At 64.7% G+C, this 20,834-nt stretch carries 20 protein-coding genes; 2 read left to right on the top strand and 18 right to left on the bottom strand.

Annotation, left to right across the window (positions count from 1 at the left end; translation table 11 throughout):
• Positions 1–7: 7 nt before the first annotated feature.
• The 4 genes from Q7V20_RS02735 to Q7V20_RS02750 all read right to left on the bottom strand — a co-directional run bounded on the left by Q7V20_RS02735 (position 8) and on the right by Q7V20_RS02750 (position 5,076).
• The gene (locus tag Q7V20_RS02735; protein WP_304786924.1) at positions 8–832 is read right to left on the bottom strand and encodes a hypothetical protein; all 825 of its coding nucleotides are present in this window, start codon (positions 830–832) and stop codon (positions 8–10) included.
• Entirely contained in the window at positions 832–2,541 is a 1,710-nt protein-coding gene (locus tag Q7V20_RS02740) for a hypothetical protein (protein WP_304786925.1), read from the bottom strand. The genes Q7V20_RS02735 and Q7V20_RS02740 overlap by 1 nt, the downstream gene beginning before the upstream one ends.
• 7 nt (positions 2,542–2,548) lie before the next feature.
• Positions 2,549–3,088 carry a DUF4123 domain-containing protein gene (locus Q7V20_RS02745; RefSeq protein WP_304786927.1) on the bottom strand — a complete coding sequence of 180 codons (540 nt, stop codon included), beginning with the start codon at positions 3,086–3,088 and terminating at the stop codon, positions 2,549–2,551.
• Between the two features lie 152 nt (positions 3,089–3,240).
• Positions 3,241–5,076, bottom strand: coding sequence for a bifunctional diguanylate cyclase/phosphodiesterase (locus tag Q7V20_RS02750; RefSeq protein WP_304786929.1), 1,836 nt, complete (start codon positions 5,074–5,076; stop codon positions 3,241–3,243).
• A gap of 154 nt (positions 5,077–5,230) precedes the next feature.
• Here Q7V20_RS02750 and Q7V20_RS02755 point away from each other — a divergent pair, with 154 nt between their 5' ends.
• The gene (locus tag Q7V20_RS02755) at positions 5,231–5,833 is read left to right on the top strand and encodes a response regulator (RefSeq protein ID WP_304786931.1); all 603 of its coding nucleotides are present in this window, start codon (positions 5,231–5,233) and stop codon (positions 5,831–5,833) included.
• A gap of 333 nt (positions 5,834–6,166) precedes the next feature.
• Here Q7V20_RS02755 and Q7V20_RS02760 read toward each other — a convergent pair whose 3' ends face one another.
• The 8 genes from Q7V20_RS02760 to Q7V20_RS02795 form a co-directional block, all read right to left on the bottom strand.
• Entirely contained in the window at positions 6,167–6,583 is a 417-nt protein-coding gene (locus Q7V20_RS02760) for an immunity 70 family protein (RefSeq protein WP_304786933.1), read from the bottom strand.
• Between the two features lie 116 nt (positions 6,584–6,699).
• Positions 6,700–7,164, bottom strand: coding sequence for a hypothetical protein (locus Q7V20_RS02765; RefSeq protein WP_304786935.1), 465 nt, complete (start codon positions 7,162–7,164; stop codon positions 6,700–6,702).
• Between the two features lie 11 nt (positions 7,165–7,175).
• The gene (locus tag Q7V20_RS24300; RefSeq protein WP_370652395.1) at positions 7,176–7,295 is read right to left on the bottom strand and encodes a PoNe immunity protein domain-containing protein; all 120 of its coding nucleotides are present in this window, start codon (positions 7,293–7,295) and stop codon (positions 7,176–7,178) included.
• 265 nt (positions 7,296–7,560) lie between these two features.
• Entirely contained in the window at positions 7,561–8,034 is a 474-nt protein-coding gene (locus Q7V20_RS02775; protein WP_304786939.1) for an SMI1/KNR4 family protein, read from the bottom strand.
• Positions 8,035–8,046: 12 nt separating this feature from the next.
• Positions 8,047–8,550: a pentapeptide repeat-containing protein gene (locus Q7V20_RS02780; protein WP_304786941.1), complete on the bottom strand. Its 504-nt coding sequence runs from the start codon at positions 8,548–8,550 to the stop codon at positions 8,047–8,049.
• A gap of 9 nt (positions 8,551–8,559) precedes the next feature.
• The gene (locus tag Q7V20_RS02785) at positions 8,560–9,615 is read right to left on the bottom strand and encodes a DUF6861 domain-containing protein (RefSeq protein WP_304786943.1); all 1,056 of its coding nucleotides are present in this window, start codon (positions 9,613–9,615) and stop codon (positions 8,560–8,562) included.
• Between the two features lie 90 nt (positions 9,616–9,705).
• A complete protein-coding gene (locus tag Q7V20_RS02790) occupies positions 9,706–11,703 on the bottom strand; it encodes a type VI secretion system Vgr family protein (protein ID WP_304786945.1) in 1,998 nt (665 codons plus the stop codon).
• 15 nt (positions 11,704–11,718) lie between these two features.
• A complete protein-coding gene (locus Q7V20_RS02795; protein WP_304786947.1) occupies positions 11,719–12,987 on the bottom strand; it encodes a tetratricopeptide repeat protein in 1,269 nt (422 codons plus the stop codon).
• Positions 12,988–13,113: 126 nt separating this feature from the next.
• Between Q7V20_RS02795 and Q7V20_RS02800 the strand changes: the two genes are divergently transcribed.
• Positions 13,114–14,469: a type VI secretion system contractile sheath domain-containing protein gene (locus Q7V20_RS02800; protein ID WP_304786949.1), complete on the top strand. Its 1,356-nt coding sequence runs from the start codon at positions 13,114–13,116 to the stop codon at positions 14,467–14,469.
• Here the strand turns inward: Q7V20_RS02800 and Q7V20_RS02805 are convergent.
• From Q7V20_RS02805 to tssH, 6 genes are read right to left on the bottom strand one after another with little or no spacing between them, the layout of a single operon-like run.
• On the bottom strand, positions 14,444–15,349 hold the full coding sequence (locus Q7V20_RS02805) for a hypothetical protein (RefSeq protein ID WP_304786951.1): 906 nt from the start codon (positions 15,347–15,349) through the stop codon (positions 14,444–14,446). The genes Q7V20_RS02800 and Q7V20_RS02805 overlap by 26 nt on opposite strands.
• Positions 15,346–16,353 (bottom strand): hypothetical protein, encoded by a 1,008-nt coding sequence (locus Q7V20_RS02810; RefSeq protein WP_304786954.1) that lies wholly within the window; start codon positions 16,351–16,353, stop codon positions 15,346–15,348. The genes Q7V20_RS02805 and Q7V20_RS02810 overlap by 4 nt, the downstream gene beginning before the upstream one ends.
• Before the next feature lie 29 nt (positions 16,354–16,382).
• On the bottom strand, positions 16,383–16,637 hold the full coding sequence (locus tag Q7V20_RS02815; RefSeq protein ID WP_304786956.1) for a hypothetical protein: 255 nt from the start codon (positions 16,635–16,637) through the stop codon (positions 16,383–16,385).
• A complete protein-coding gene (locus Q7V20_RS02820) occupies positions 16,610–17,071 on the bottom strand; it encodes a hypothetical protein (protein WP_304786957.1) in 462 nt (153 codons plus the stop codon). The genes Q7V20_RS02815 and Q7V20_RS02820 overlap by 28 nt, the downstream gene beginning before the upstream one ends.
• A 21-nt stretch (positions 17,072–17,092) precedes the next feature.
• Positions 17,093–18,058, bottom strand: a complete 966-nt coding sequence (locus Q7V20_RS02825; protein WP_304786959.1) for a hypothetical protein — start codon at positions 18,056–18,058, stop codon at positions 17,093–17,095.
• 32 nt (positions 18,059–18,090) lie between these two features.
• A complete protein-coding gene (gene tssH / locus Q7V20_RS02830) occupies positions 18,091–20,826 on the bottom strand; it encodes a type VI secretion system ATPase TssH (protein ID WP_304786961.1) in 2,736 nt (911 codons plus the stop codon).
• Between the last annotated feature and the right edge of the window lie 8 nt (positions 20,827–20,834).

Raw genomic sequence — 20,834 nt, forward strand, 5'->3', positions numbered from 1 at the left:
TGGCAGCTTATCTCAACACGTAGAACTGTCCATCCACCACCGCCAACCGAATGGGCCAGGCGTGGCTGCTGCCCGACTCGGTGGGTGTGGTGCGCAAGATGGGTTGGCCGGTGGGGCCCAGGCATTCCAGCAAGCGGCCATCGGCCACGGGGCGCAGGACCAGGTCGGCGGCGGTGGGTGGGGCGATGCGCAAGGTCTTGCTGGCGCTGAGTTGCTGCACATGGGCCCGGAAGCGGCCGACATCGACGGCGGCCTCGCGCTGGTAAGCCAGGGCCAACTCTTCAAAGCGCAGGCGGGCGGCGGCGATGAAGCCTTCGGGGTCGCCCCGCGTCAGGTCGATGGCCAGGCGCTGCAGGAAGGCCAGGGCTTGCATCTTCAAGGCGGGCGTGATGTCGACCACGGGCGCGTCCAGCCAGCGCCAGCGCGGGAAGGTCACGGGCAGATCGACGGTTTGCGGCAGCAGCAGCGGGGTCTCGTAGACCTCGTTTTCGGGCAGGGCCCAATCCAGTTGGGCGAGGGTGCGCGCCGAGTTCTCGCTGGCGGGTTGGCCTTGCCGGGGCAGCAGCAAGCGCAGCTTCACCCAGGTTTGTCCGTCGGCCACGTTGGGGGTGGGCGGCGGTGGGGGTTGGCCGGGCGGCAGGTTGATCGGGTGCGGGTTGATCACCAGGCCCAGGCGGTTGCCGCCAGCCAAGGTGTATTCGTGCACCGGGACGCAGGCCACGTGGGTGCCGGGCGCGGTGCGCGCATCGACGCTGGCCACGGGCACGCCGTTGAGCACGGCCTCGGCCTGGCAGCCGGCCGCTTCGATTCGCAATAACAGCAAGCGCTCCATCAGCCCAGGCTCCAGTCCAGCAAGGGCATGGCGGGCAGCAGCGGGCGCGCTTGCCGCGAGGTGCCCAGCACCGGGTCGTGGATGGCCAGGGTGGTGGCCACCGGCTCGATCCGCAAGCTCAGGAAGAGTTGCACGCCGCCGCTGCCGGGCTTGGCGCGCAGCCCGGCCTCGCCCACGATGGCGCCGGTGGCAGGCATCGTGGGGTGCAAGGCGACGTGGTCGGGGGTGACGATGGGGTCCATCTCCAGCTCGAAGGGGTAGCGCAGCTTGACCACGGTGGGGGCCAGGACCTCGGGCAACAAGGGCAGCTTGCTGTCGCGCAGGATGCGGGTGCGCAGGGGCGTGCTGCCTTGCGCGCGCAGGCGCAAACGGGCGCGGGCCCCGGCCAGGCTGAGTTCGCCGCTGAGCTGCAGTTGCAGGGCGCAGGCGACCATGTCGATCCAGCCTTCCAGCCGCATCACGGGTTCGTCGGGCAGGCCTTGGGGGCCTTCGCGCCAGCCCCAGCTCAGCCCGGCCTGTCCTGCCATCAGCGAGGGCTCGATGTCCAGTTGCGCGGCGGTGGCGCCGCTGGTGCGCTCAAAGGCCAACAGCAGTTGGTTGGTGCTGGCCTTGAAGTCGTCGTGCAGGCGGGCAAAGCCGCGTTGCCAGGCGCTGCCGTCTTGCGCGATGCCGTCGCGTTCCAAGCGGCAGGTGGCGGGCTTGGTGGTGTGGCGCAGCTCCAGCAGCCACTGGTCGGCGGGGTAGCTCAGCACTTGCGTGGCAACCTCGCCCAGCGGGGCACCGTGGTCGCGCAGGCCGCAGCTGGCGACCTGCAGCGTGTGCCATTGCGGCGAGCCTTCATGGGCAATGCCCGCCACCAGGCCGTCAGGCACGGGCAAGGTGGGGGCGGCGTGCACCGGCCAGCTCACGGCGGTGGCTTCGTGGCCACGCCATTCCCACAGGCCATGTCCGCCAGCAAAGGCGACGCGAGGATGGGTGTGGTCGCCACAGCCACCCAAAGCGCGCACCTTCACTTGCAGGCGCGCGGGCGGGCCTTCGCCCGGTGCATGGGTCAGCACGTTCAGGCGTTCGGGCGGCAAGGGCTGGGTGGTGTCGATGCGCAGACGGGGCGGGGCGGCCGGGCCGGGCACGCGTTGCCAGTCCTTGTCGGTCAAGCGGTATTCATGGCGCCAGGCGGTGTCGATGGTGCCGATGTCGATGGCGTCCAGGTCGCAACTGAGGCGGGCCACCTGCACGTGGCTGGGCATGACGTCGCCCAGGCGGCCCAGGTCGGCCAGGTCGGCCACCACCCGCGCATCGGCGGCTTCGAAATCGGCGGGCGGCAGGCCGGTGTGGGGGCGGCCCGCGCTGGCGGCGTGCAGGCGCTGCAGTTCGTCGAGCGTGCGGCGCACCAGTTGATGGGGCTTGATGAACTCGCTGCGCCGGGCGTCGCCGAGGATGTCCTTGGCCCATTCGAAGCCGGGCTTGTCTTCAAAAGCCGGGCCCCACACGAACCACAGGTTGACGTAGCGGGCCACGCAGGGCCCTTCGGCCAGTTGGTGCTTTTGCGCGTGCTGCACGGCCAGGTCGATGAAGGCGCCGTAGCGATCACCCAGGCGCTCGAGCATGGCCGGCCACTGCAGCGCGAAGTAGGCGGCCACGCGGTGCACGAAGCGTTCGCGGGCCACCTGCGCCAGCAGGTCCATTTGTTGGGGGCTCAGTGACAGCATGGGGTGCTCATCCTGCCAGGGTTCGGGTGTCGGTCATCAACTGGCCGACGCTTTCGCGCCACCACGTCCAAGCCTTGGGCGTGGGTTGGGCGATGGCGGTGATGGGGCCGAAGAACTGCAGCAACTGCGGGGCCGACAAGCTGGGCAACAGCACGCGCAGGATGCGACGGTCGTACCAGCGCAGGGTGAAGCGCTGGCCTTGGGGCGTTTGCGCTTCGTTCAGATCGCGCAGGTGCTCGCGCAGTTGGCGCAGGCCCAGGGCGCTGACCACCAGCACACCCCAGTTTTCCATGGTGGCGCTGGCCTCGTTCAGGAGCCAGTCGGTGAAGGGCGAGTTGGGTTTCAGCTCGACCAGGTAGGGCGCCTTGGAGGCTTCATCGGGTGGCAGGGCGCCGCGGTGCAGGCAGTCCCAGCCCAGGATGTCGGCCTTGAGCAGCGCCTCGGTCAGGCCGGGCACCTGCGAGGCATCGATCACCGCGTAGACGTGGGCGTCGGACTGGGTCCACAAGGTGGCTTTTTGCTGGGGCAAAGAAGACGGTGCGGACAAGGGGACACTCCAAATGACAGTGCCCCCGAGGGTATCGAAAAAAACGGGTTTCTCGGACCCTGCCTGCAGGTACTTGTTCAGGGCGAACCCGTGTTAGGTGCTCCGGCTGTCGGCCCTGGCGTTTGGGGTGGTCAGGGAACGGGTATGCGAGGTCACAAAGAGGAAAGCAATTCGTTGATCGGTGCGGGCCGGTGCAGCAAGAAGCCTTGTGCAAAGTCAACACCGAGCTCGCGTAGTCGGGCGAGCACCGCGGGGTCGTCGACAAACTCAGCCACCGTTTTCACGCCCATGACCTGGGCCACATCGACGAAACACCGAACCGTGGCATCGTCGAGCGGATCGGTCAGCAGGGTGCGGACGAACTGCCCGTCGATCTTGAGGTAGTCGACCGGCAAGGCCTTGAGGTAGCCAAAGGACGAGGCGCCCGCGCCGAAGTCGTCGAGCGCAACCCGAACGCCCGCGGCCCTGACCAACTGCACAAAGGCCGTCGCGTCGGCCATGTTCGTGATGGCGGCGGTTTCCGTGATTTCCAGGCACAGCTTGCTGCGCAGTTCGGCCCCCATGGCCATCAACGCGTCACCGGCCCACTGGTGGAAATTTCGGTCTCCGACCGAGTTTCCTGAGAGGTTCACGCTCAAGGTGCTGACCGAGTGGCCTGGCGGGCACGCCGCCAGCCAGGCCATCGCGCGGCTGAGTACCCAGTGGTCAATCCGCTGAGCCAGGTGGAAGCGCTCGGCCGCGGGCAAAAACAGGCCGGGCGGAACCAGCGTGCCATCGCGTTCGACCATGCGCACGAGAACCTCGGCGTGAGTGCCCCCGGCGCATCGGGTGAGTGGTGTGATGCGCTGCGCGAAGAGCACGAACCGATCTTCGTCAAGGGCCTGCTCGATGCGCGTGGCCCACAGCATTTCCCCATGTCTCGCGTGGATGGACTGGTCGCTGTCCATCCAGGTGCACACGCGATTACCGCCTTCTTCCGTCGCCGATCTGCAGGCCGAGTCGGCTGCCTGAAGCACCGGGGAAATGGCATCCCACCGTTGATCGACGGTCACGAGGCCGATGCTGGCGCCGACGCGAAACCGGCGCTCGCCATGGGCGAAGCGAAACTCGTCCATCCGCTCGCAGATTTGCGTGGCCACCTTTTTGGCCTGCTCGGCCGGACAGCGCTTGAGAATGATGGCGAAGTCGTCATTGCCCAATCTGGCGAGGCAGTCGCTGGTGCGAACAAACGCGGCCAGAATTCTGGCGACCTCCTGGAGGGCCAGGTCGCCGACGGTGTGGCCACCGGCATCGTTGACCCTGCTGAAGTCGTCAAGATCGACGAACAGCAAGGAATGCTCACTGCCATCGGCGTGCGCCAATCGCAGCACCTCGCCGAGTTGCGCTTCGAACTCGGTGCGGTTGACCAAGCCTGTCAGTGCATCGTGCGTCGCTCGAAATCTCAGCTCGGCAGCCGCCTGCGCCGCTGCGGTGTCGGCCTTGCCCAGGCTTCGCGTCGCTCGCCGCCCTTCAAGGGCCGAGGCCACCGCCGTGGCGAGCTGGAGCATGATTTGCCGCTGGCCGGCGTCAAGCTGGCGAGGTTGGTGATCGATCACGCAGATCGTTCCGATGCGCTCGCCACAGTTCAGCCTGATCGGCGCGCCTGCATAGAAGCGCACATGAGGGGGGGCGGTGACCAGCGGGTTGCTGGCAAAGCGTGAATCCAGGTGGGCGTCCGGCACTTCAAACAGGCCGTCGTTCAGCACCGCGTGAGCACAGAATGCGATGCCGCGCGGCGTTTGCCGCACGCCGGGCAGCCCGATGGCGGCTTTGAACCACTGTCGATCGGTGTCGAGCAGGCTGACCAGCGCGATGGGCGCCCTGCAGGCCAGCGCGGCCACCTCCGCCAAGGCGTCGAACTCGGCCTCCGGTTCCGTGTCGAGCACGTCCAGCGCGAGCAAGGCCTGGATTGATGCCGTTTCGGACAGGTGCTTGGCCGTGTTTTGCATGGAGACGCTCTCTGATTTTTGGGTTGTGCAGCTATATCGGAACGCCGTGATGCGAACTTTAATTCGACCAAAACATCCAAAGTAATTATTTCGTCCATCTGGCGCTGGTATGCGCCAAAATGCACCGGCCGCATGACAAGCTACGCACACGCCCATGACCCCGCCCGTGACGCCAAACGACCACCGCTCCTACACCACCGTTGATGTTGCCAAGCGGCTCGGGGTGTCGCTCCAGACTGTTCAGCGGTGGGTGGACGCTGGGCATCTCAAGGCCTGGAAGACGCTGGGCGGCCACAGGCGCATTGACGCTGAGAGCGCCGAGCAACTGTTCAAGGCTCAGGCGCACAGAATCGGCACGTCGTCCGATTTGAAGCCGCCGGTGTTGGTCTCTGTCGTCGTGGTTGACGACGATGCCGCTGATCGGACGCTGATGGTCGAGCTCGTGGGCCTGGCCTTGCCCGAAGCTCGCGTCGAAGTGGCTGAAAACGGCTTCCAGGCCCTGGCCCTCATCGGGAAAGTCAGCCCCGACATCGTCGTCACCGACATCCACATGCCTCACATGGACGGCTTCGAGATGGTCCGCCAGATGATGGTCAACGAATTCATGCGGCCTAAGGCGCTCATCGCGGTGTCAGCGAATTCGGCGCATGAACTTGCCTCGCTGGGGCAACTGCCGCCGGGTGTGCAACTGTTCGCCAAGCCGATCGACCCTGCCCGCTTTGTGGCGGCGTTGCGCCTTGGGTTGGGGCCAGCGTAGTCAAGGCGCCTGCCTGGTGATTCATTCCACCAGGAACTGGCCGGTTCATGCTGATTCCTGAGGCTGAGGATCGATTGCGTCAGTGGCCATTCTTGATGCGCGGTGGGCCGTGAAGATCTTGGCGGGACTTGTTCAGTCAGCCACATGGCGATGCCTTGCATCACCAGGCGGATCAGGATCGCGCCGCTGCGGGCGAAGTCTTTGCCCGCCAGTCAGATCTGCACGCGCAGTTGCGGTGAGTTCGGGGCATCCCAGGCGCGGCGCACAGCCAGCTCCAGCAGGGCCGTGAGTTCGCCCAGGCTGTGCCCAATGGAGTAGGCCAGGAAGCCCCAGTCAACAGGGCACGACCTTCAGGGTTTGCTGGGTGATCTGCTGCGCGTCCAGCGCGTCCAGGATGGTATCGATGAGGTCGCGGCCGGTGGACGTGACGAAGTAGTTGGACAGGTCGGAAATGTCCTTGGCGATGTTCGTTCCCCAGGGCGGCGCCTTGCTGCGGTCTCCGTAGTCCCAGATCACCTTGGCAGGCGGCAGCCGCCGCAACTCTTCCTTGACGATGTTCATCTCGCGCAGGCAGGCCTGGTTCTTGTCCGCGGTCAGCGTGCCTTGGTACAGGTCGTTCATCAAGGTGGGGAACCTCGATCCCCAGCCCTTGGGCTCCAGGTTTCCGGAGATGGTGGAAAAGAAGGCGTGGAAGAAACTGGATGCGCCAATTTCGCTGGTGATGTTCGCGACTTGCAGGCCAATGGCCATTTGGCTAAATCTTGATGATGACGGTGAACGCGTCGCCCAGTTCATTCTGCAACTGCGAGCAGTAGCTGGGGATGCATCTCATAAGGGATGGCTGCCCAAATGGCTTCGATGGCGCTTCATTCGGGTTCAATCAGTTTGGACAGGTCCAGCTTGCGTGGCGACAGTTGAGAGAAGTACGCCTTGCTGATCAAGCCGGGCGTCTTTTTCAAGATAAATGCCCGGCAAACAGACACGGGTGCAAACTCCGTCTTACTGGCGCCATGGTCGATGACGACGGGCTGGTTGAAGTTGATGTTTTTGGGATCATCCAAGGGAAGAAACCAACGTCCCTGGTGGTTTTGAGCCATCACCTCGCCAAGATAACGGCCACAAGTCACCGCCAGGCTTTTGACATCCGGGTTTGATTTCGAGTTCAAAACTTTCAGGATGAACTTTTCGAGGGTGTCGAGGCTGCTGTCCGACATGTCCAGGCTCAGCTGATAGCCCTCTGCCTCCTTCTGCAGGCCTTCGATGCGGTCATCCATCTCCATCAGGAATTGTTGGAAGGCATCTTCTGCCTTTTCCTGGTCAAGCTGGTTCATGGCAGACGTATTTATGCTCGCGCAAATTCCACCAAATCTTCGGGGTAGAAGGGCATGTCACAGATGGGGCTGTCGTTGATGCCGAACAAGGTGGCCACGCCTGCCGCTTCCAGAGCCCAGTATCCGAAGATCCCTCCGCCATCCGGGCCTTTGTGGTTGTCGTGCCAATAAAGCTCGCTCCTGCTGCTGTACCCAAGCGCTCAAGAATTGACGAAAGGTGGCTGGCTTTATCCTGTTGCGTGGCGGCTTGAGTGGCTGCATACAGCGGTTGAACGAGGTTGGCGTGTTTTAACTGAATGGTTGCTTGCTCCGCAGTAGGGGGCAGTTTTTTGATCATGGCGTCCAGCAAGGCATCCTGGCCCGTGCTGTTGATCAGCCGCACCAATCGTTCAGGGTTCAGCGAAGCATGTTCAGCCAAGCCTGGAAATCAGGGGCAATCAACCTCATGTAGCGACGCGAGCAAGTCGCAGGGTCCGGCTCTTCATCCCAAGACCAATCGTAAACATGTCCAGCATCACGTCCGGTGGTCGACAGCACAATGCGATTGTCCGCCGGGTCACGAGCAATCGGCAGGATCTGCCGTGGGATCTGCCCTGCCAACGTGAACCCTTCGACCTCATGCCACAGGCTGTTTTCTCCTTCGCCAGCCAGCGGGAAGAACCAGGCCACCATGGATTCGACCTTCCCGTCCTGGGTGGTGAATCGTTTGGGGCTGGGTGCGCCGCCATTGTGTCGGGTCAAGAAATCCCTGTACGCAGCGGGCAGGGTCAGCCCCGAGCGCTGTTCGAACTCTGCCAGCTCAGTGTCGTTGGGCGCAGCAGCGCTGCCTGTGAATGCAATGTTCATGGAAGTGTCTGAGTGTCCGGTCATGGGCCTCTCCATTCAGGCCGCTGTGTTCTGCCGTTTTCCGATGGGGTCGAACGACACGGTTTGCCGACCGTTCAGAATTTCCCCTGGCATAAGCTGCACCTGCGTGAAAGTGCAGTCCTCGAACAAGGTGTTGATCAGGCAGGTTGTGGAAAGATCCAGCCCTTCCAGGGTGCAACGCTTGAACACCGAGCCGGACCAATCGGCCCGAAACAGGCTTGTGCGATTGAGCTGGCATGCTTCGATGACGCAGTCCAGCATCTCGCTTTTATTCATCGCTGTGTCCGAGAAGGTGCAGTCCAGGATCTCGTTGCCGATCCAGGTTGAACCTTGCAAACTGCTGCCCAGGCCGAACGATAGTCCGGACAAGCGGCTCATGGCAATGGTAACGCCGTCCAGATTCTGGACGGGGATGTCCGACACCTCGATGTCGCGGAGGTCATTCTCGGGGCTGTCCTGAGGACCTGTTTTTTGCCGGGCCACCAAGGCCTCGAACTCTGGCTTATTCAGTTTTCTCATCTTTGGCACCTAGAAAAAGATGACGTTCTTGGCGAGTCCCACAATGTCCAGTGCATGCTGCAGTTCCGTGACGTGTTCGGCCGACATCTTTGCGGTGTCGACGATGACGTTCTCGCCCGCAGCGACCTCGGCGCTAATCTTCTGGACGGCGGCCGGGGTGTTGTAGCCCTTGGGCGCGTACTGGGAGTTGAAGCCTTTGACGTCCCACTTTTGCCCTGCGGCATCAATGAACTCTGAGGACCCTGTGGGATCCCGGGTAATGGGGCGGGGTAGTTTGCCCTGTTCTTCAAGCTGCAAGCCGACCTCAGCCTCACGCATGGTCTTGGGCGTGACCTTGCCACCTTGGGCGGGGTCCGTCGCCAGTTCATTCAGGCGGTCAAGCCTGGTCTTCTTAGGGGGAGGAGGCGGTGGCGGTGGCGCCTCCTCCTTTGGTCGATTCGCCAATTTGCTCGGCGACTGCGCCTCCGACACCACCTCCTTGGCCGCCGAGCCCTGCCCCCGGTGCGGCTTGAGCCTCGGGTCCCGCATCAAGGCCGCCGCGTTTTCTTCCACCCAGGCCGCAAATCGCGGCCCCAGTTTGCTTTTGCGTAACTCGGCCACCAACTCGCCGATCTTGTTGACGCCTTTCTGGGTCAGCCACATGGCGATGCCTTGCAGCACCAGGCGGATCAGGATCGCGCCGCTGCGGGCGAAGTCTTTGCCCGCCAGTCGGATCTGCGTGCGAGGCTGTGGCGAGTTCGGGGCATCCCAGGCGCGGCGCACGGCCAGCTCCAGCAGGGCCGTGAGTTCGCCCAGGCTGTGCCCAATGGAATAGGCCAGGAAGCCCAGCCCCAACCAGCCCAACACCGCCAGCCCCAGGTCGAAACCCACGGCGGCACCACCCACCGCACCCGGAATGGCACCCGCACCACCAAAGAAGGCCCCGACCACCGCGCCGATCGCACCGCCCAGCGCCGTGCTGGCCGCCAGTGCGATCAAGGCCTGGATCAAGCCCGGGATCAGGGCGTCGAGGAACTGGTTGAGCTGGTAGCCGGTTTCCTTGTAAACCTCGGCAGGCATCTCCATCACCCCGATCTCCTAAGCCTCTTTCAAAGCCTTGAGGTTGTCGGTGCAATCCAGCGGCCCCAGCCAGTTGGTCCAGCGGCTCATGGCGGATCAGGACGCCAGCGGGTCCGCGAAGTCCTTGGGCGCGGCCGGATCGGCCGGTGCGGCGGGCGCCACGGGTTGCGCGCCGCTGCCCCCACCGCCGGAGTTGATGTTGACCAGGGGCGCGCCCACGATGGCCACGCCCGCCGGGCCCAGCACGATGGAGTTGCCGCCGGCCTTGAGCGTGAGCGTGACGCCAGCTTCCAGGGTGACGTTCATGCCGCCCTTGATGTGCACATCGGTGCCGGCCTTGAAGGACACGCCGGTGCCCGCTTCACCCGCCAGGTCCTTGGCCGACTTGAGGCTGTACTGGCCGCCCGACTTGATCATCAGGTCGGTGGCCGTTTGCAGGTGCATGTCGCCGCCCACCTTGTGCTTGAAGTCCTTGCCCACTTCCAGCTGGTGGTCGTTGCCGACCTTCTCGGTCAGGTCGTTCTTGATGGTCACGAACTCGTCGTTGCCCACCGAGTGGGACGAGTCGTTTTTGACGTTGCGCAGGAAGTCTTTCTCGGCCTGCAGCCAGACGTGCTCGGAGCCCATCTTGTCTTCGAAGCGCAACTCGTTCGAGGTCGATGTGCTGCCGCCCTTGCTGGATTGGCTCTTGAGCGTGCTGACCGTGGCGTGGTCGGGCAGCTTGTAGGGCACGGTTTGTTCGGCGTTGTAAACGCGGCCGGTGATGAGCGGCTGGTCCGGATCGCCTTCCAGGAAATCGACCACCACCTCTTGCCCGATGCGGGGGATGTTGATCATTCCCCAGTTCTTGCCCGCCCAGGGCGACGACACGCGCACCCAGCAGGAGCTGTTCTCGTCTTTCTTGCCTTCGCGGTCCCAGTAGAACTGGACCTTCACGCGGCCGTACTCGTCGGTATGGATCTCGTCGCCGCTGGGGCCCACCACGATGGCCGTTTGCGGGCCCGCCACGCGAACGCGGATGGCGCGATCGGGCGAGCGGAACACCTCGCGGCTGTCCAGCGCGGTGAACTGGCAATTGAAGTAAGGCGCCGCACCGCTTTGCCCTTCGTACTCGCCATAGCCCATCTGGATGCGGGTGGAGGTGACGATGTGCTCGCGGTTCTGGTCCTCGCGCGGGAACTCTTTCAGCGTGAAGCGCGAGCCGGTGACCAGGCCGCGCACATTGCCTTCGCCATACACCTGGGCGTGCAGCGACTGAAAGCCTTCCAGCCGCAGGTTGGCATAGCGCTCGCCATCGGCCTTGACCAGGTGGCGGCCGGGGTAGTCGTAGACCTCGCCGCTGGCGTGCGAGTGCGAGCGCGCCAGCACAGCATTGGCCAGCAGGTTGGTCGAGGGCGTGGTGAAGTTGTAGTCGGTCAGCGAGACCTTGCCGGTGCGGATCTCGTGGTTGAACTGCCAGCGCGTGATCGCCTCCAGGTCGATGGCGCCAGACAGCGTCTCGCGGTAGACCATCTCGGCATGGCCGGCGTAGGGCGTGTGGGCGCTGTCCTTGTTGGCCAGCACCAGCGTGTGCTTGCTGTCCTTGTGCTCGAAGTAGTAGTAGATGCCTTCTTCTTCCATCAGGCGGCTGACGAAGTTGAAGTCGCTCTCGCGGTACTGAACGCAATACTCGCGCACGGGGTGGCTGCCGGTCAGCTTGTCCGAGAAGTCGGAGGAGTACTTCTCGAAGATCTGCTTGAGGATGTCGGGCACCGACTTGTTCTGGAAGACGCGGCAATCGTGGGTGCGCGTGAGCAGCCACAACCAGGGGCAGACCACCAGTTGGTATTCGAACAGGCGGCCCACGAAGCCCACCTGGCCAAAGCGCGTGACGATGCCGCTGAACTCGCGCTTGCCGCCATCGGCCAGCTCCAGCTTGACGGTGATGGGCTTGCCCAGCAGGTCGTTGACCGCGATGCCCTTGTCGTCAGACAGCGCGCTGATGTTGAACTCGTAAAGCTGGCCCAGCGACTCGGTGGCCGACATGGATCGCATCAGCAGCACGTCGTTGCCCAGCGGCGTGCTGATCTCCATCAGACGGGGGGGTACGGGCATGGTGGGGTCCTGAGGTTAAGGGTGTTGCGCGGTGAAGAGCCAGCCTGGCACGGGCACGCCGCCTTCGTTGCGAAGGTGGATGGCTTCGGCCCCAATGTGCACGAAGCCAGCCTGGCCGAGCACGTACTCGACATGGTCCTTGCGGTGGCTGTAGCGGCCGTGGGGATTGAGGTGGTACTGCTCTGCAGCATCGCCGCCTTCCAGGCTCTCCACGGTGAAGATCAGCCAGCCGCCGGGGGCCAGGGCGCGCCGCGCGGCGTGGGACACCGCTTCAAGCTTGCCAAAGTAGCACAGGGTGTCGGCCGACACAATCAGGTCATAAGCTTGGTGCTGTGACTGCAGGAAAGCCGTCAGCTCGGCCTTGATCAGCTCGTCGTAAACCTGCCGGGGCTGGGCCTTGGCCAGCATCTGGCCCGACAGGTCGATGCCGACCAGGCGCTGGGCATACGGCGCGATCAAGGGGCCGCACAGGCCGGTGCCGCAGCCTGCGTCCAGCACCTGCCATTGTTTGGCCGGGGTGCCGCCCAGGCGCTTGACCACGTCGGCCACATGCTGGGGCGCGCGGTAGGTGAGCATTTCCAGGTTGGCGTCGAAGCTGTCGGCGAACTCGTCGAAGGTGTTGGCGACGTAGGCGTCGTCCGCGCGTTCGGGCACGTCCTGGCCGGTGCAGGCGGCCAGGTAGTGCTTGGGCACGGGGTTGTCGGGCTCCTCAAGCAGCCATTCGCGGTAGACCTTGGCGGCTTCGTCGAAGCGCTTGAGCGTGTAGTACGCGATGCCCAGCATCTTGCGGGCGTGGTGCTGTTTGGGGTTGAGGATCAGGGCTTCGCAGAAGTGCCGCAGGGATTCTTGCGTGCGGCCCTGCAGCCGCAGCAGGTTGCCCAGGTTGTTGTGGGCTTCGGGGCGCGTGGCGTCCAGGGCCAGGGCCTTGGTGTAGGCCACCTCGGCTTCCTCAAAGCGCTCTTGCGCACGACGCAGGGCGCCCAGGTTGTTCAGGATGGTGGCGTTGCCGGGCGACATCTCGGCCGCTTGCTCGTAGGCATCGGCGGCCTCGGCCAGTTGCTTGGATTCCAGCAGCACATTGCCCAGGTTGTTGTACCAATCGGGCACTTTTGGGTCGAGCTCGATGGAGCGGCGGATGTGCTTGACGGCCTGATCGCTGCGGCCCATCTGGTGGTGCAGCACGCCCAGGAAGTGCACCGCATTGGCTTGCCGTGGCGTCAGCCGCAGAATGCGCTCATACATTTGCTGGGCGGCGTCCATGTGGCCGTTTTGATGCAATTGCATCGCGATGGGCAAGGCATCCTTCAAGCTGACATGCTGAAGTGTTTTTCCAGGCAAACTTGAGTGTCTTTTGGCGGGCATGTCTCATTATGTCGGCAATTATTTGGGGGTGGGGTCATGACAGGACGAATGGATTTTGGATTGCACGACGGGCCCTTTCGGATCGTGGTGCTGGGTGACTTCAGCGGCCATGGCCTGCGCGGCCAGGCCCACCCTCAGCACCTGGCGCAGCGCGTGCCCCAGCGCGTCGACATCGACAACTTCGAGGCGGTGTTCAAGCGCATGGGGCCGGCCTTGTCCTTGCCTTGGCCGGGCGCGGTGAATGATCGGCTTGATTTGACGTTTGGCGCGGTGGACGACTTCCACCCCGATCAACTGGCGGCACGCTTGCCGACGGTGAGCGTGGCCGCGCCAGTGGCAGCCTCGCCATCGGCCGCACCGGCTTCGGCCTCGCGCGAGAACGATGCCTCGACCCTGGAGCGCCTGCTGGGCCGCAAGCCCGAGCCTTCGGCCAGCACCGGCCTGGACGCCTTGATCCAGCGCATCGTGGCGCCATCCCTGGTGCCCGAAGTGCCCGCAGGGCACGCCCAATCGGTGGCGGCGCAGCAAGCCGCCCAGGCCGATCTGTGGCGCGCGGTGTTGCACCACCCCGCCTTCCAATCGCTGGAAGCCGCTTGGCTGGGTGTGCAGCAACTGGTGCGCAGCCTGGACCTGGATGGCGACCTGCAGTTGTACCTGTTGGACGCGAGCCAGGCCGAGTTGCAGGCCGATGTGGAAGCGGCCAATGGCGACGAAGGCAAGACCAGCCTGGCGCATGCCTTGCAGCGCTTGGCCGATGTGGACGAAGTCGATGAGCCGGCCGTGGCGCTGGTGGTGGGCCTGCACGCGTTCGGGCCTTCAGTGGCCGACCTGGGCCTGCTGGCCGCATTGGGCGCTTTGGCCCGCCAGGTGGGGGGCACCTTCATGGCCGCAGCCCAACCGGCCGTCGTTGGCCTGGCTTCCTTGGCGAATGGCCCGGATCCCGCGCATTGGCCTGGCATGGCCCCTGACGAGCAAGCGCGCTGGGACGCTTTCCGGCGCACGCCTGAGGCCGCTGGCGTGCACCTGGCCTGGCCTCGCATCCTGTTGCGCCTGCCCTATGGCCAGGCCACTGATCCCATTTCGGCCGGCCCCTTTGAAGAGATGGCGCCCGCCTTTGCGCACGAGCAGGCCCTGTGGGGCAACGGTGCGCTGGCCTGCGCGCAACTCATCGGCCAATCCTTCATGGACCGAGGCTGGGACATGCGCGTGGGCGACCTGCGCGATGTGGAGGACCTGCCCGCCTATGTGCTGGAGCGCGATGGCGAGAAGCACCTGCTGCCTTGCGCCGAGGCCAACCTGAGCGAGACTGTGGGCGACCGCCTGCTGGCCTTGGGCCTCATGCCACTGCTGAGCTACAAGCACCGCAACGCGGTGCGCGTCATGAGTTTCCAGGCCATGGGCTGATGCCCGATGCGGTGATGGTGGCCGACCCGACGATGCCGTTGTCGCGTTCCGGCAGGTGGCGGCTCCAGTGGTCCTGGCGACGCTGGACCACCACCACGCCCAGCAATGGCGGGGCCTCGTCCAGGCGCTCCCGCAGTTCTTTTTGTGAATCGCACAGGTAGCGGTTGCAGACGTCCGAGCGCATCTCGCGCGGCAAGGCGCATCCACCGGCCGTGTGGTTGATGCACGAGCCCACCTGGGTCTTGGGGGCCAGGCGGTCCAGGTAGGCCGACAGCACCTGAGCGGGTGACAGGTCCGGCTGTTGCGCCATGAAGCGGCGCACCGTGTCGGCCGACAGGTAGGCGGTGTCCCCACCCCGGGTGCAGCAGCCGCCACGGCACAGGGCGCACACCTGGCCGGGCAGTGTGGACCGGGCATCAACGGCCACGGTGTCCGAAGGCGGCACTTCATCGCCGGGCAAGAAGGCCTGCGCGATGACCTGTGCCAGGTGATCAAGGTAATGTTGACGACGGCGCTGTGCCAATTTGCGCTGGCGTGCGGGTCCGCTGGGCAGTGCCAGCCGCATGAACTGATCCGGCTGATGCCCTGGCCATGCGGACTCGACCGCGGCCCAATGGACGGTGTTCTCTGCGGACTCGGCCACCGTCCAGGCACGCAGGCGCTCGTCCTCAGCGCGGGCTCGGGAACGCTGCTCGCGCGTGTTTTTGGCCCGCCAGTGCAAATGCCTTGCAAAGGCCGTCTCGCCCATCGTGGCCCGCTGGTCCAGCACCATGCGGCAGGGCACCGCGTGGCAGATGGGGTAAGGCCCTGTTGCGCCGGGTGATCGCGCGGTGAGCTCGGTGCCGCACACCACGCATTCCAGGCGCATGGCGTGGCTCACACCAGCTTGGCGGCCTTGCGCTTGATCGACGCAAAGAAGCCCTTGCTCTGGTGCGTGGCCTTGTTCTGCGACAGCCCTTCCAGCTGGATGCGCGACGAGGCGATGTTCTTGCGCGCGATCTTGAGCATCGGGTCCATCTGGGTCTTCTTGATCTTCTCGACCTTGTCCATCCAGCCGGGCAGGCCGATGTCGGCCACGAAGAAGTTGGCCACCGACGAGGTGTCGGCGCAGGTCAGCAGGTAGCAGCCCAGAATGGGGCAATCTTCGAACACCGTGAGGTCGAGCGTTTCAGGCGTGGCCAGGCGGCGGTTGCCCGCGCGCATGTCCTTGATGGACAGGCCCAGCGAGAACAGCTCCAGGCCCAGGCTGGCCAGGGCGTTGGCCAAGCCGATGGCGGCCGTGGTGCCGGTGCCCATGTCGGCGAACAGCCCGGCGATCTTGGCGCCGGTGGCCGTGGCCTGCTGGGCCAACTGGATCGAGTGCTTGGCCAGGTCGCGCTGGATGAGGATCTGCACCGCCTCGGCCGCGGCCACCGGGTCGCCCCGCAGGAAGCCCTTCTTGTAGTTGCGGCACTGGTACAGGTTGTAGCCGTCTTCGACCACGGCCTTGCCCGCCTTGGCCAGCTTGCCCCCGCTGACGAGCACGCCAACCACGGGCACGATCTCGGCAATGATGTCGGCCAGCACGGCCGAGGTGATGGCCTCGATCACGTCATCGATGCCGTCCAGGTCAGCGCACTGCACGATGAATTCCTTCACCGCTTTTTCAACGCCGGGGATGGCCGAGACGCTGCTGGCCGTGGTCTTGGCCGGGCCGACCAGCTTGTTGCTTGAGGAGCGCGCCTTCTTGGCCGAGGTCATCAGCTTCTTGGCCACGGCCACCTTGTCGGTGGAGCCGAACTTGAGCTGGGTGCCCTTGAAGGTCTGTTGCAGCAGTTCGCGGCGGGCATTGGCGATCGCGCCCATGCCGATGTAGTCAGCGCGTGTCAGGGTGGTGGTGGCCATGGTGTGTTACTGCCTTGAGGGGATGGGGGTCAGGGTTGAACGGTGATGGTGCGGTCGGCCAGCTTGGAGCCAGGTTGGATGGCCTTGCAGGGAGCTTGGGGCTTGGCCGTGGGGGCCAGGTCGATCTCGAAGCGCTGGCCCCGCTCGTCGGTCACCTGCAGGGTGTGGCCGTCGGGCTCCAGGGTCAACTGCTTGATGAAACGGTCCTGCACGTCCTCTTCCATGTGCGGGTCGTAGCGGATCTGGTAAACCTGTTTCAACCAGACCTGCTGGCCGGTGGACAAGTCGAAGGCCTCGATGTAGCCCCCGTTTTGGCCCAGCCCCCGATCGCGGCCCCAATGCACGGCTTCTCATCCGTGATCTGCAGCAGGCCTTGGGGCGTCAGGCTCATGTTCTGGATGAAGCCGTCTTGCACGTCCTCTTCCATCTCGTCGTCGTAAACGATCTCGTAGACCCGCAGGCGCCAGGCGGGCATGCTGGCCCCTGGCGCGTACGCTTCGATGTACCCGCCGTTTTGCGCCAAGCCTGCATCCCGGCCCCAGTGCAACGCGCGAATTTCCAACGCGCCCACCTGAACGGGCGCCACCTTCGGCGGGCCGACCCGCTTGGGCGACATGCTCATGCCGTCCTTTTCCAGGAACTTCTGCCACTCAGGGTCGAACTTCTGCTTCGACACCGTCTCGGAGGCTTTCTGAAAGGCTTCGGTAAAACGTTTCATGAGGTGGTCTTGTCTGTCAGGTCAACCGAAGGGGTCCTTCAGTGAGGTGGTGGCGTCAGCGTCGGTGATGCCCAGGGTGGTGGCGCCGGTGCCCCCGCCCATGACGCGGGTGGCGCTGGTTCGGGCGAGGTGGTGCACCGCCCATTTCGTGCCATCGGCCGAACTGGACACGCCGAAGTGGATGAAGACGTTGTCTTCTCCGCCCTTGGCTCCAACGTATTCGTACATCTTGTAGGCGCGTTGGGTGATGAAGGTCACGTGGTCGAGCAGCACCGTGAAGTTGGCGTTGCCGCCCCCGTCCAGCCATTCGCAGTTGTCGGCGAAGTACTGCGTCAGCCCCGCGTAGGTGTTGGTGAACTCGGTCTGCCGGCGCTTGATCTCAGCGCAGAAGGCCGCGAGCTCTTCCTGGAGCAGGCCGCCGCTGCGCGCCGTCACGATGTTGCCAAAGGCCTGGACGCCCTGGCGGGCCTGAACGGGCGCGCCGCGGATCTCGGCCACCTTCTTCGTCGATTTGTCATCCTTGGTCGATGAGACGTGCTTGGTGACGAAATCGGTGGTGACGCCGTCTTCGGCTTCAGCCGTGCTGATGGTGTGGTAGTGACGGCAGGCGGGATACGCCCAGTTTTCCATGTTGAGCGCAAAGGCGCACATCATCTTGGTGATCTTCGTGAAACGAGCCTTGTGATAGTCGCTGTCGATGGGCGGCACGAAGGTTCTGGGCGTTGTCCCATTGATGCCGCGGGCCAGGTCGTCGATGGCCCCGATGTAGGGCGCGCCGACGGTGAAGCGAAGGCACGTCCCCTTGCTGGCCCATGCGCCCTGATCGAACAGGCCGGACATCATGGTTTCCAGCTGCGCCAGGCTGGTGGCGCCGCGTTGGTAGTTGCCGACATTGGTGGTGGCCCATTTCACGATGTCGGTGGGGCCGATGAGGTGGGGGCCACCAGCACCGTTCTTGGCGCTCAGGGCTTCTCGGATGGTTGGCATGGTGTGCTTTCAGTGAGGGGTTTCGAGCGGCATCAGCCGAAGTCGTACGAGAACTCGCCGTTGGCCACGCCAACGTTCACGCCTTTGATCTCGTGCCCTTCCATCATGCGTGTGAGGAACTCGCGCGAGACATCGGGCAGCATCGTGTTGGTCAGGATCGCATCGATCATGCGGCCGCCCGATTCACCTTCGGTGCAGCGCGAGACGACCAGCTTGACCACTTCGTCGCTGAAGTTGAAGGGGATCTTGTACCTGGCCTCGACGCGCTTCTTGATGCGCTTGAGTTGCAGCTTGACGATCTCGCCCAGCATGGTGTCGGACAGCGGGTAGTAGGGGATCGCGACCAGGCGGCCCAACAGTGCGGGCGGGAAGATCTTGAGCAGCGGCTCGCGCAGGGCCTTGGCCATGCCTTCGGGGTCGGGCATCAGGTCCGGGTCTTTGCACAGGCCCGCGATCAGGTCGGTGCCGGCATTGGTCGTCAGCAGGATCAAGGTGTTCTTGAAGTCGATGAAGCGGCCTTCGCCGTCTTCCATGAAGCCCTTGTCGAACACCTGGAAGAACATCTCGTGCACGTCGGGGTGGGCCTTCTCGACTTCATCGAGCAGCACCACGCTGTAAGGCTTGCGGCGCACGGCTTCGGTCAGCACGCCGCCTTCGCCATAGCCCACGTAGCCGGGAGGCGCGCCCTTCAGCGTGCTCACGGTGTGCGCTTCCTGGTACTCGCTCATGTTGATGGTGATGATGTTCTGCTCACCGCCATACAGGGCTTCGGCCAGGGCCAGCGCGGTTTCGGTCTTGCCGACGCCGGAGGTGCCCGCCAGCATGAACACGCCGATGGGCTTGCTGGGGTTGTCCAGGCCCGCGCGCGAGGTCTGGATGCGCTTGGCGATCATCTCCATCGCGTGGTCTTGGCCGATCACGCGTTGCGCCAGCAGCGACGACACCTTCAGGATGGTTTCGATCTCGTTGCGCGCCATGCGGCCCACGGGGATGCCGGTCCAGTCGCCCACCACGGCGGCCACGGCCTGGTAATCCACCGTGGGCAGGATCAGCGGGGTCTCGCCTTGCAGCGCGGTCAGCTTGTCTTGCACTTCCTTGAGTTGAGCCAGCAGGGCGACGCGCTCGGCTTCCACTTGCTCGGCGCTCTGAACGGGCGCTTCAACGGCGGCCACGGCTTCGGCAGCGGCTTCCAGGGGGCTGCCTGTGCCTTCAACGGGGCGGATGCCCGCGCGCAGCTTGGCGCGCAGGGCCAGCAGTTCATCGACCAGGGCGCGCTCGGAGTTCCAGCGCTCTTCCAGGCCAGCCAGGCGCGTGCGTTCGGCGGCCAGATACTCGGTGGCATCGCCTTCACGCTTACCGATGTCGATGCCGATGGCTTTCTCGCGGCCAATGATGCCCAGCTCGGTTTCCAGGGCTTCGATGCGCTTGCGGCAATCGTCCACTTCAGCGGGCGTGGCGTGCAGGCTCACGGCCACGCGGGCGCAGGCGGTGTCCAGCAGGCTGACGGACTTGTCGGGCAACTGGCGCGCGGGGATGTAGCGGTGCGACAGCTTGACGGCGGCTTCCAGCGCTTCGTCCAGGATCTGCACCTTGTGGTGCTTTTCCATGGTGGAGGCCACGCCGCGCATCATCAAAATGGCGCGTTCTTCGGTGGGCTCATCGACCGTCACGGTCTGGAAGCGGCGGGTCAGCGCGGGGTCTTTCTCGATGTACTTCTTGTACTCGGCGAAGGTGGTTGCGCCCACGGTGCGCAAGGTGCCACGCGCCAGGGCGGGCTTCAGCAGGTTGGCGGCATCGCCAGTTCCGGCAGCGCCACCGGCACCGACCAGGGTGTGCGTCTCGTCCACGAACAGGATGATGGGCTTGGGGCTGGCCTGCACTTCGTCGATCACGGCGCGCAGGCGTTGTTCGAACTCGCCCTTCATGCTGGCGCCGGCCTGTAGCAGGCCCACGTCCAGCGAGCGCAGTTCCACGTCCCTCAAGGAGGGCGGCACGTCGCCGCGCGCGATGCGCTGGGCGAAGCCTTCGACCACGGCGGTCTTGCCCACACCGGCCTCACCGACCAAGATGGGGTTGTTCTGACGACGGCGCATCAGGATGTCGACCACCTGGCGGATCTCGTCGTCGCGGCCGACGATGGGGTCCATCTTGCCGCTGCGCGCTTGTTCGGTCAGATCCACCGTGAACTTCTTCAGGGCTTCTTGCTTGCCCATCTGCGCGGGGGCCAGGGCGCCGCTGGCTTCGCCAGGCGCACCGCCAATGCCGGAGCCATCGCTGGCGCCCAGGCCGTCTTCGGGCGAGCCTTCGATGATCTTGGCGAGGTTCTCGCTCAGGTCATCAGGCTTGACCTTCTCGAACTGGCGCGAGATGGCGAACAGGGCGTTGCGCAGGAAGCTGGTCTTGAGCATGCCCAGCAGCAGGTAGCCGGTGCGCACAGCGCTGTCGCCGAACATCAGCGAGCCATAGACCCAGCCGCGTTCCACCGTCTGGCTGATGTTGTCCGACAGGTCGGAGATGGACGTGGCGCCGCGCGGCAGGCGGTCCAGCGCGGTGGTGATGTCCTTGGCCAGCACCGAGGTGTCCAGGCCGTAGTGCTTGATGATGCGGTGCCAGTCGCTGTCGGGGTTCTGAACGATCTGCGCGACCCAGTGCTCCAGCTCCACATAAGGATTGCCCCGCAGCTTGCAGAACACGGTGGCGCCCTCGACGGCCTTGTAGCCGGTGCTGTTGAGTTTGCCGAACAGGGTGACGCGGTTGATTTCTCCCATGGGGGATC

Source organism: Aquabacterium sp. (assembly GCF_030652515.1).
Lineage (GTDB): Bacteria > Pseudomonadota > Gammaproteobacteria > Burkholderiales > Burkholderiaceae_C > Aquabacterium.

Bases quoted from the DNA above. Each gene is read 5' to 3' on its own strand.
- Q7V20_RS02735 (WP_304786924.1), bottom strand. From the start codon at position 832: ATGGAGCGCTTGCTGTTATTGCGAATCGAAGCGGCCGGCTGCCAGGCC.
- Q7V20_RS02740 (WP_304786925.1), bottom strand. From the start codon at position 2,541: ATGCTGTCACTGAGCCCCCAACAAATGGACCTGCTGGCGCAGGTGGCC.
- Q7V20_RS02750 (WP_304786929.1), bottom strand. From the start codon at position 5,076: ATGCAAAACACGGCCAAGCACCTGTCCGAAACGGCATCAATCCAGGCC.
- Q7V20_RS02755 (WP_304786931.1), top strand. From the start codon at position 5,231: ATGACCCCGCCCGTGACGCCAAACGACCACCGCTCCTACACCACCGTT.
- Q7V20_RS02760 (WP_304786933.1), bottom strand. From the start codon at position 6,583: ATGGCCATTGGCCTGCAAGTCGCGAACATCACCAGCGAAATTGGCGCA.
- Q7V20_RS02765 (WP_304786935.1), bottom strand. From the start codon at position 7,164: ATGAACCAGCTTGACCAGGAAAAGGCAGAAGATGCCTTCCAACAATTC.
- Q7V20_RS02775 (WP_304786939.1), bottom strand. From the start codon at position 8,034: ATGACCGGACACTCAGACACTTCCATGAACATTGCATTCACAGGCAGC.
- Q7V20_RS02780 (WP_304786941.1), bottom strand. From the start codon at position 8,550: ATGAGAAAACTGAATAAGCCAGAGTTCGAGGCCTTGGTGGCCCGGCAA.
- Q7V20_RS02785 (WP_304786943.1), bottom strand. From the start codon at position 9,615: ATGGAGATGCCTGCCGAGGTTTACAAGGAAACCGGCTACCAGCTCAAC.
- Q7V20_RS02790 (WP_304786945.1), bottom strand. From the start codon at position 11,703: ATGCCCGTACCCCCCCGTCTGATGGAGATCAGCACGCCGCTGGGCAAC.
- Q7V20_RS02795 (WP_304786947.1), bottom strand. From the start codon at position 12,987: ATGCAATTGCATCAAAACGGCCACATGGACGCCGCCCAGCAAATGTAT.
- Q7V20_RS02800 (WP_304786949.1), top strand. From the start codon at position 13,114: ATGGATTTTGGATTGCACGACGGGCCCTTTCGGATCGTGGTGCTGGGT.
- Q7V20_RS02810 (WP_304786954.1), bottom strand. From the start codon at position 16,353: ATGGCCACCACCACCCTGACACGCGCTGACTACATCGGCATGGGCGCG.
- Q7V20_RS02820 (WP_304786957.1), bottom strand. From the start codon at position 17,071: ATGAAACGTTTTACCGAAGCCTTTCAGAAAGCCTCCGAGACGGTGTCG.
- Q7V20_RS02825 (WP_304786959.1), bottom strand. From the start codon at position 18,058: ATGCCAACCATCCGAGAAGCCCTGAGCGCCAAGAACGGTGCTGGTGGC.
- tssH (WP_304786961.1), bottom strand. From the start codon at position 20,826: ATGGGAGAAATCAACCGCGTCACCCTGTTCGGCAAACTCAACAGCACC.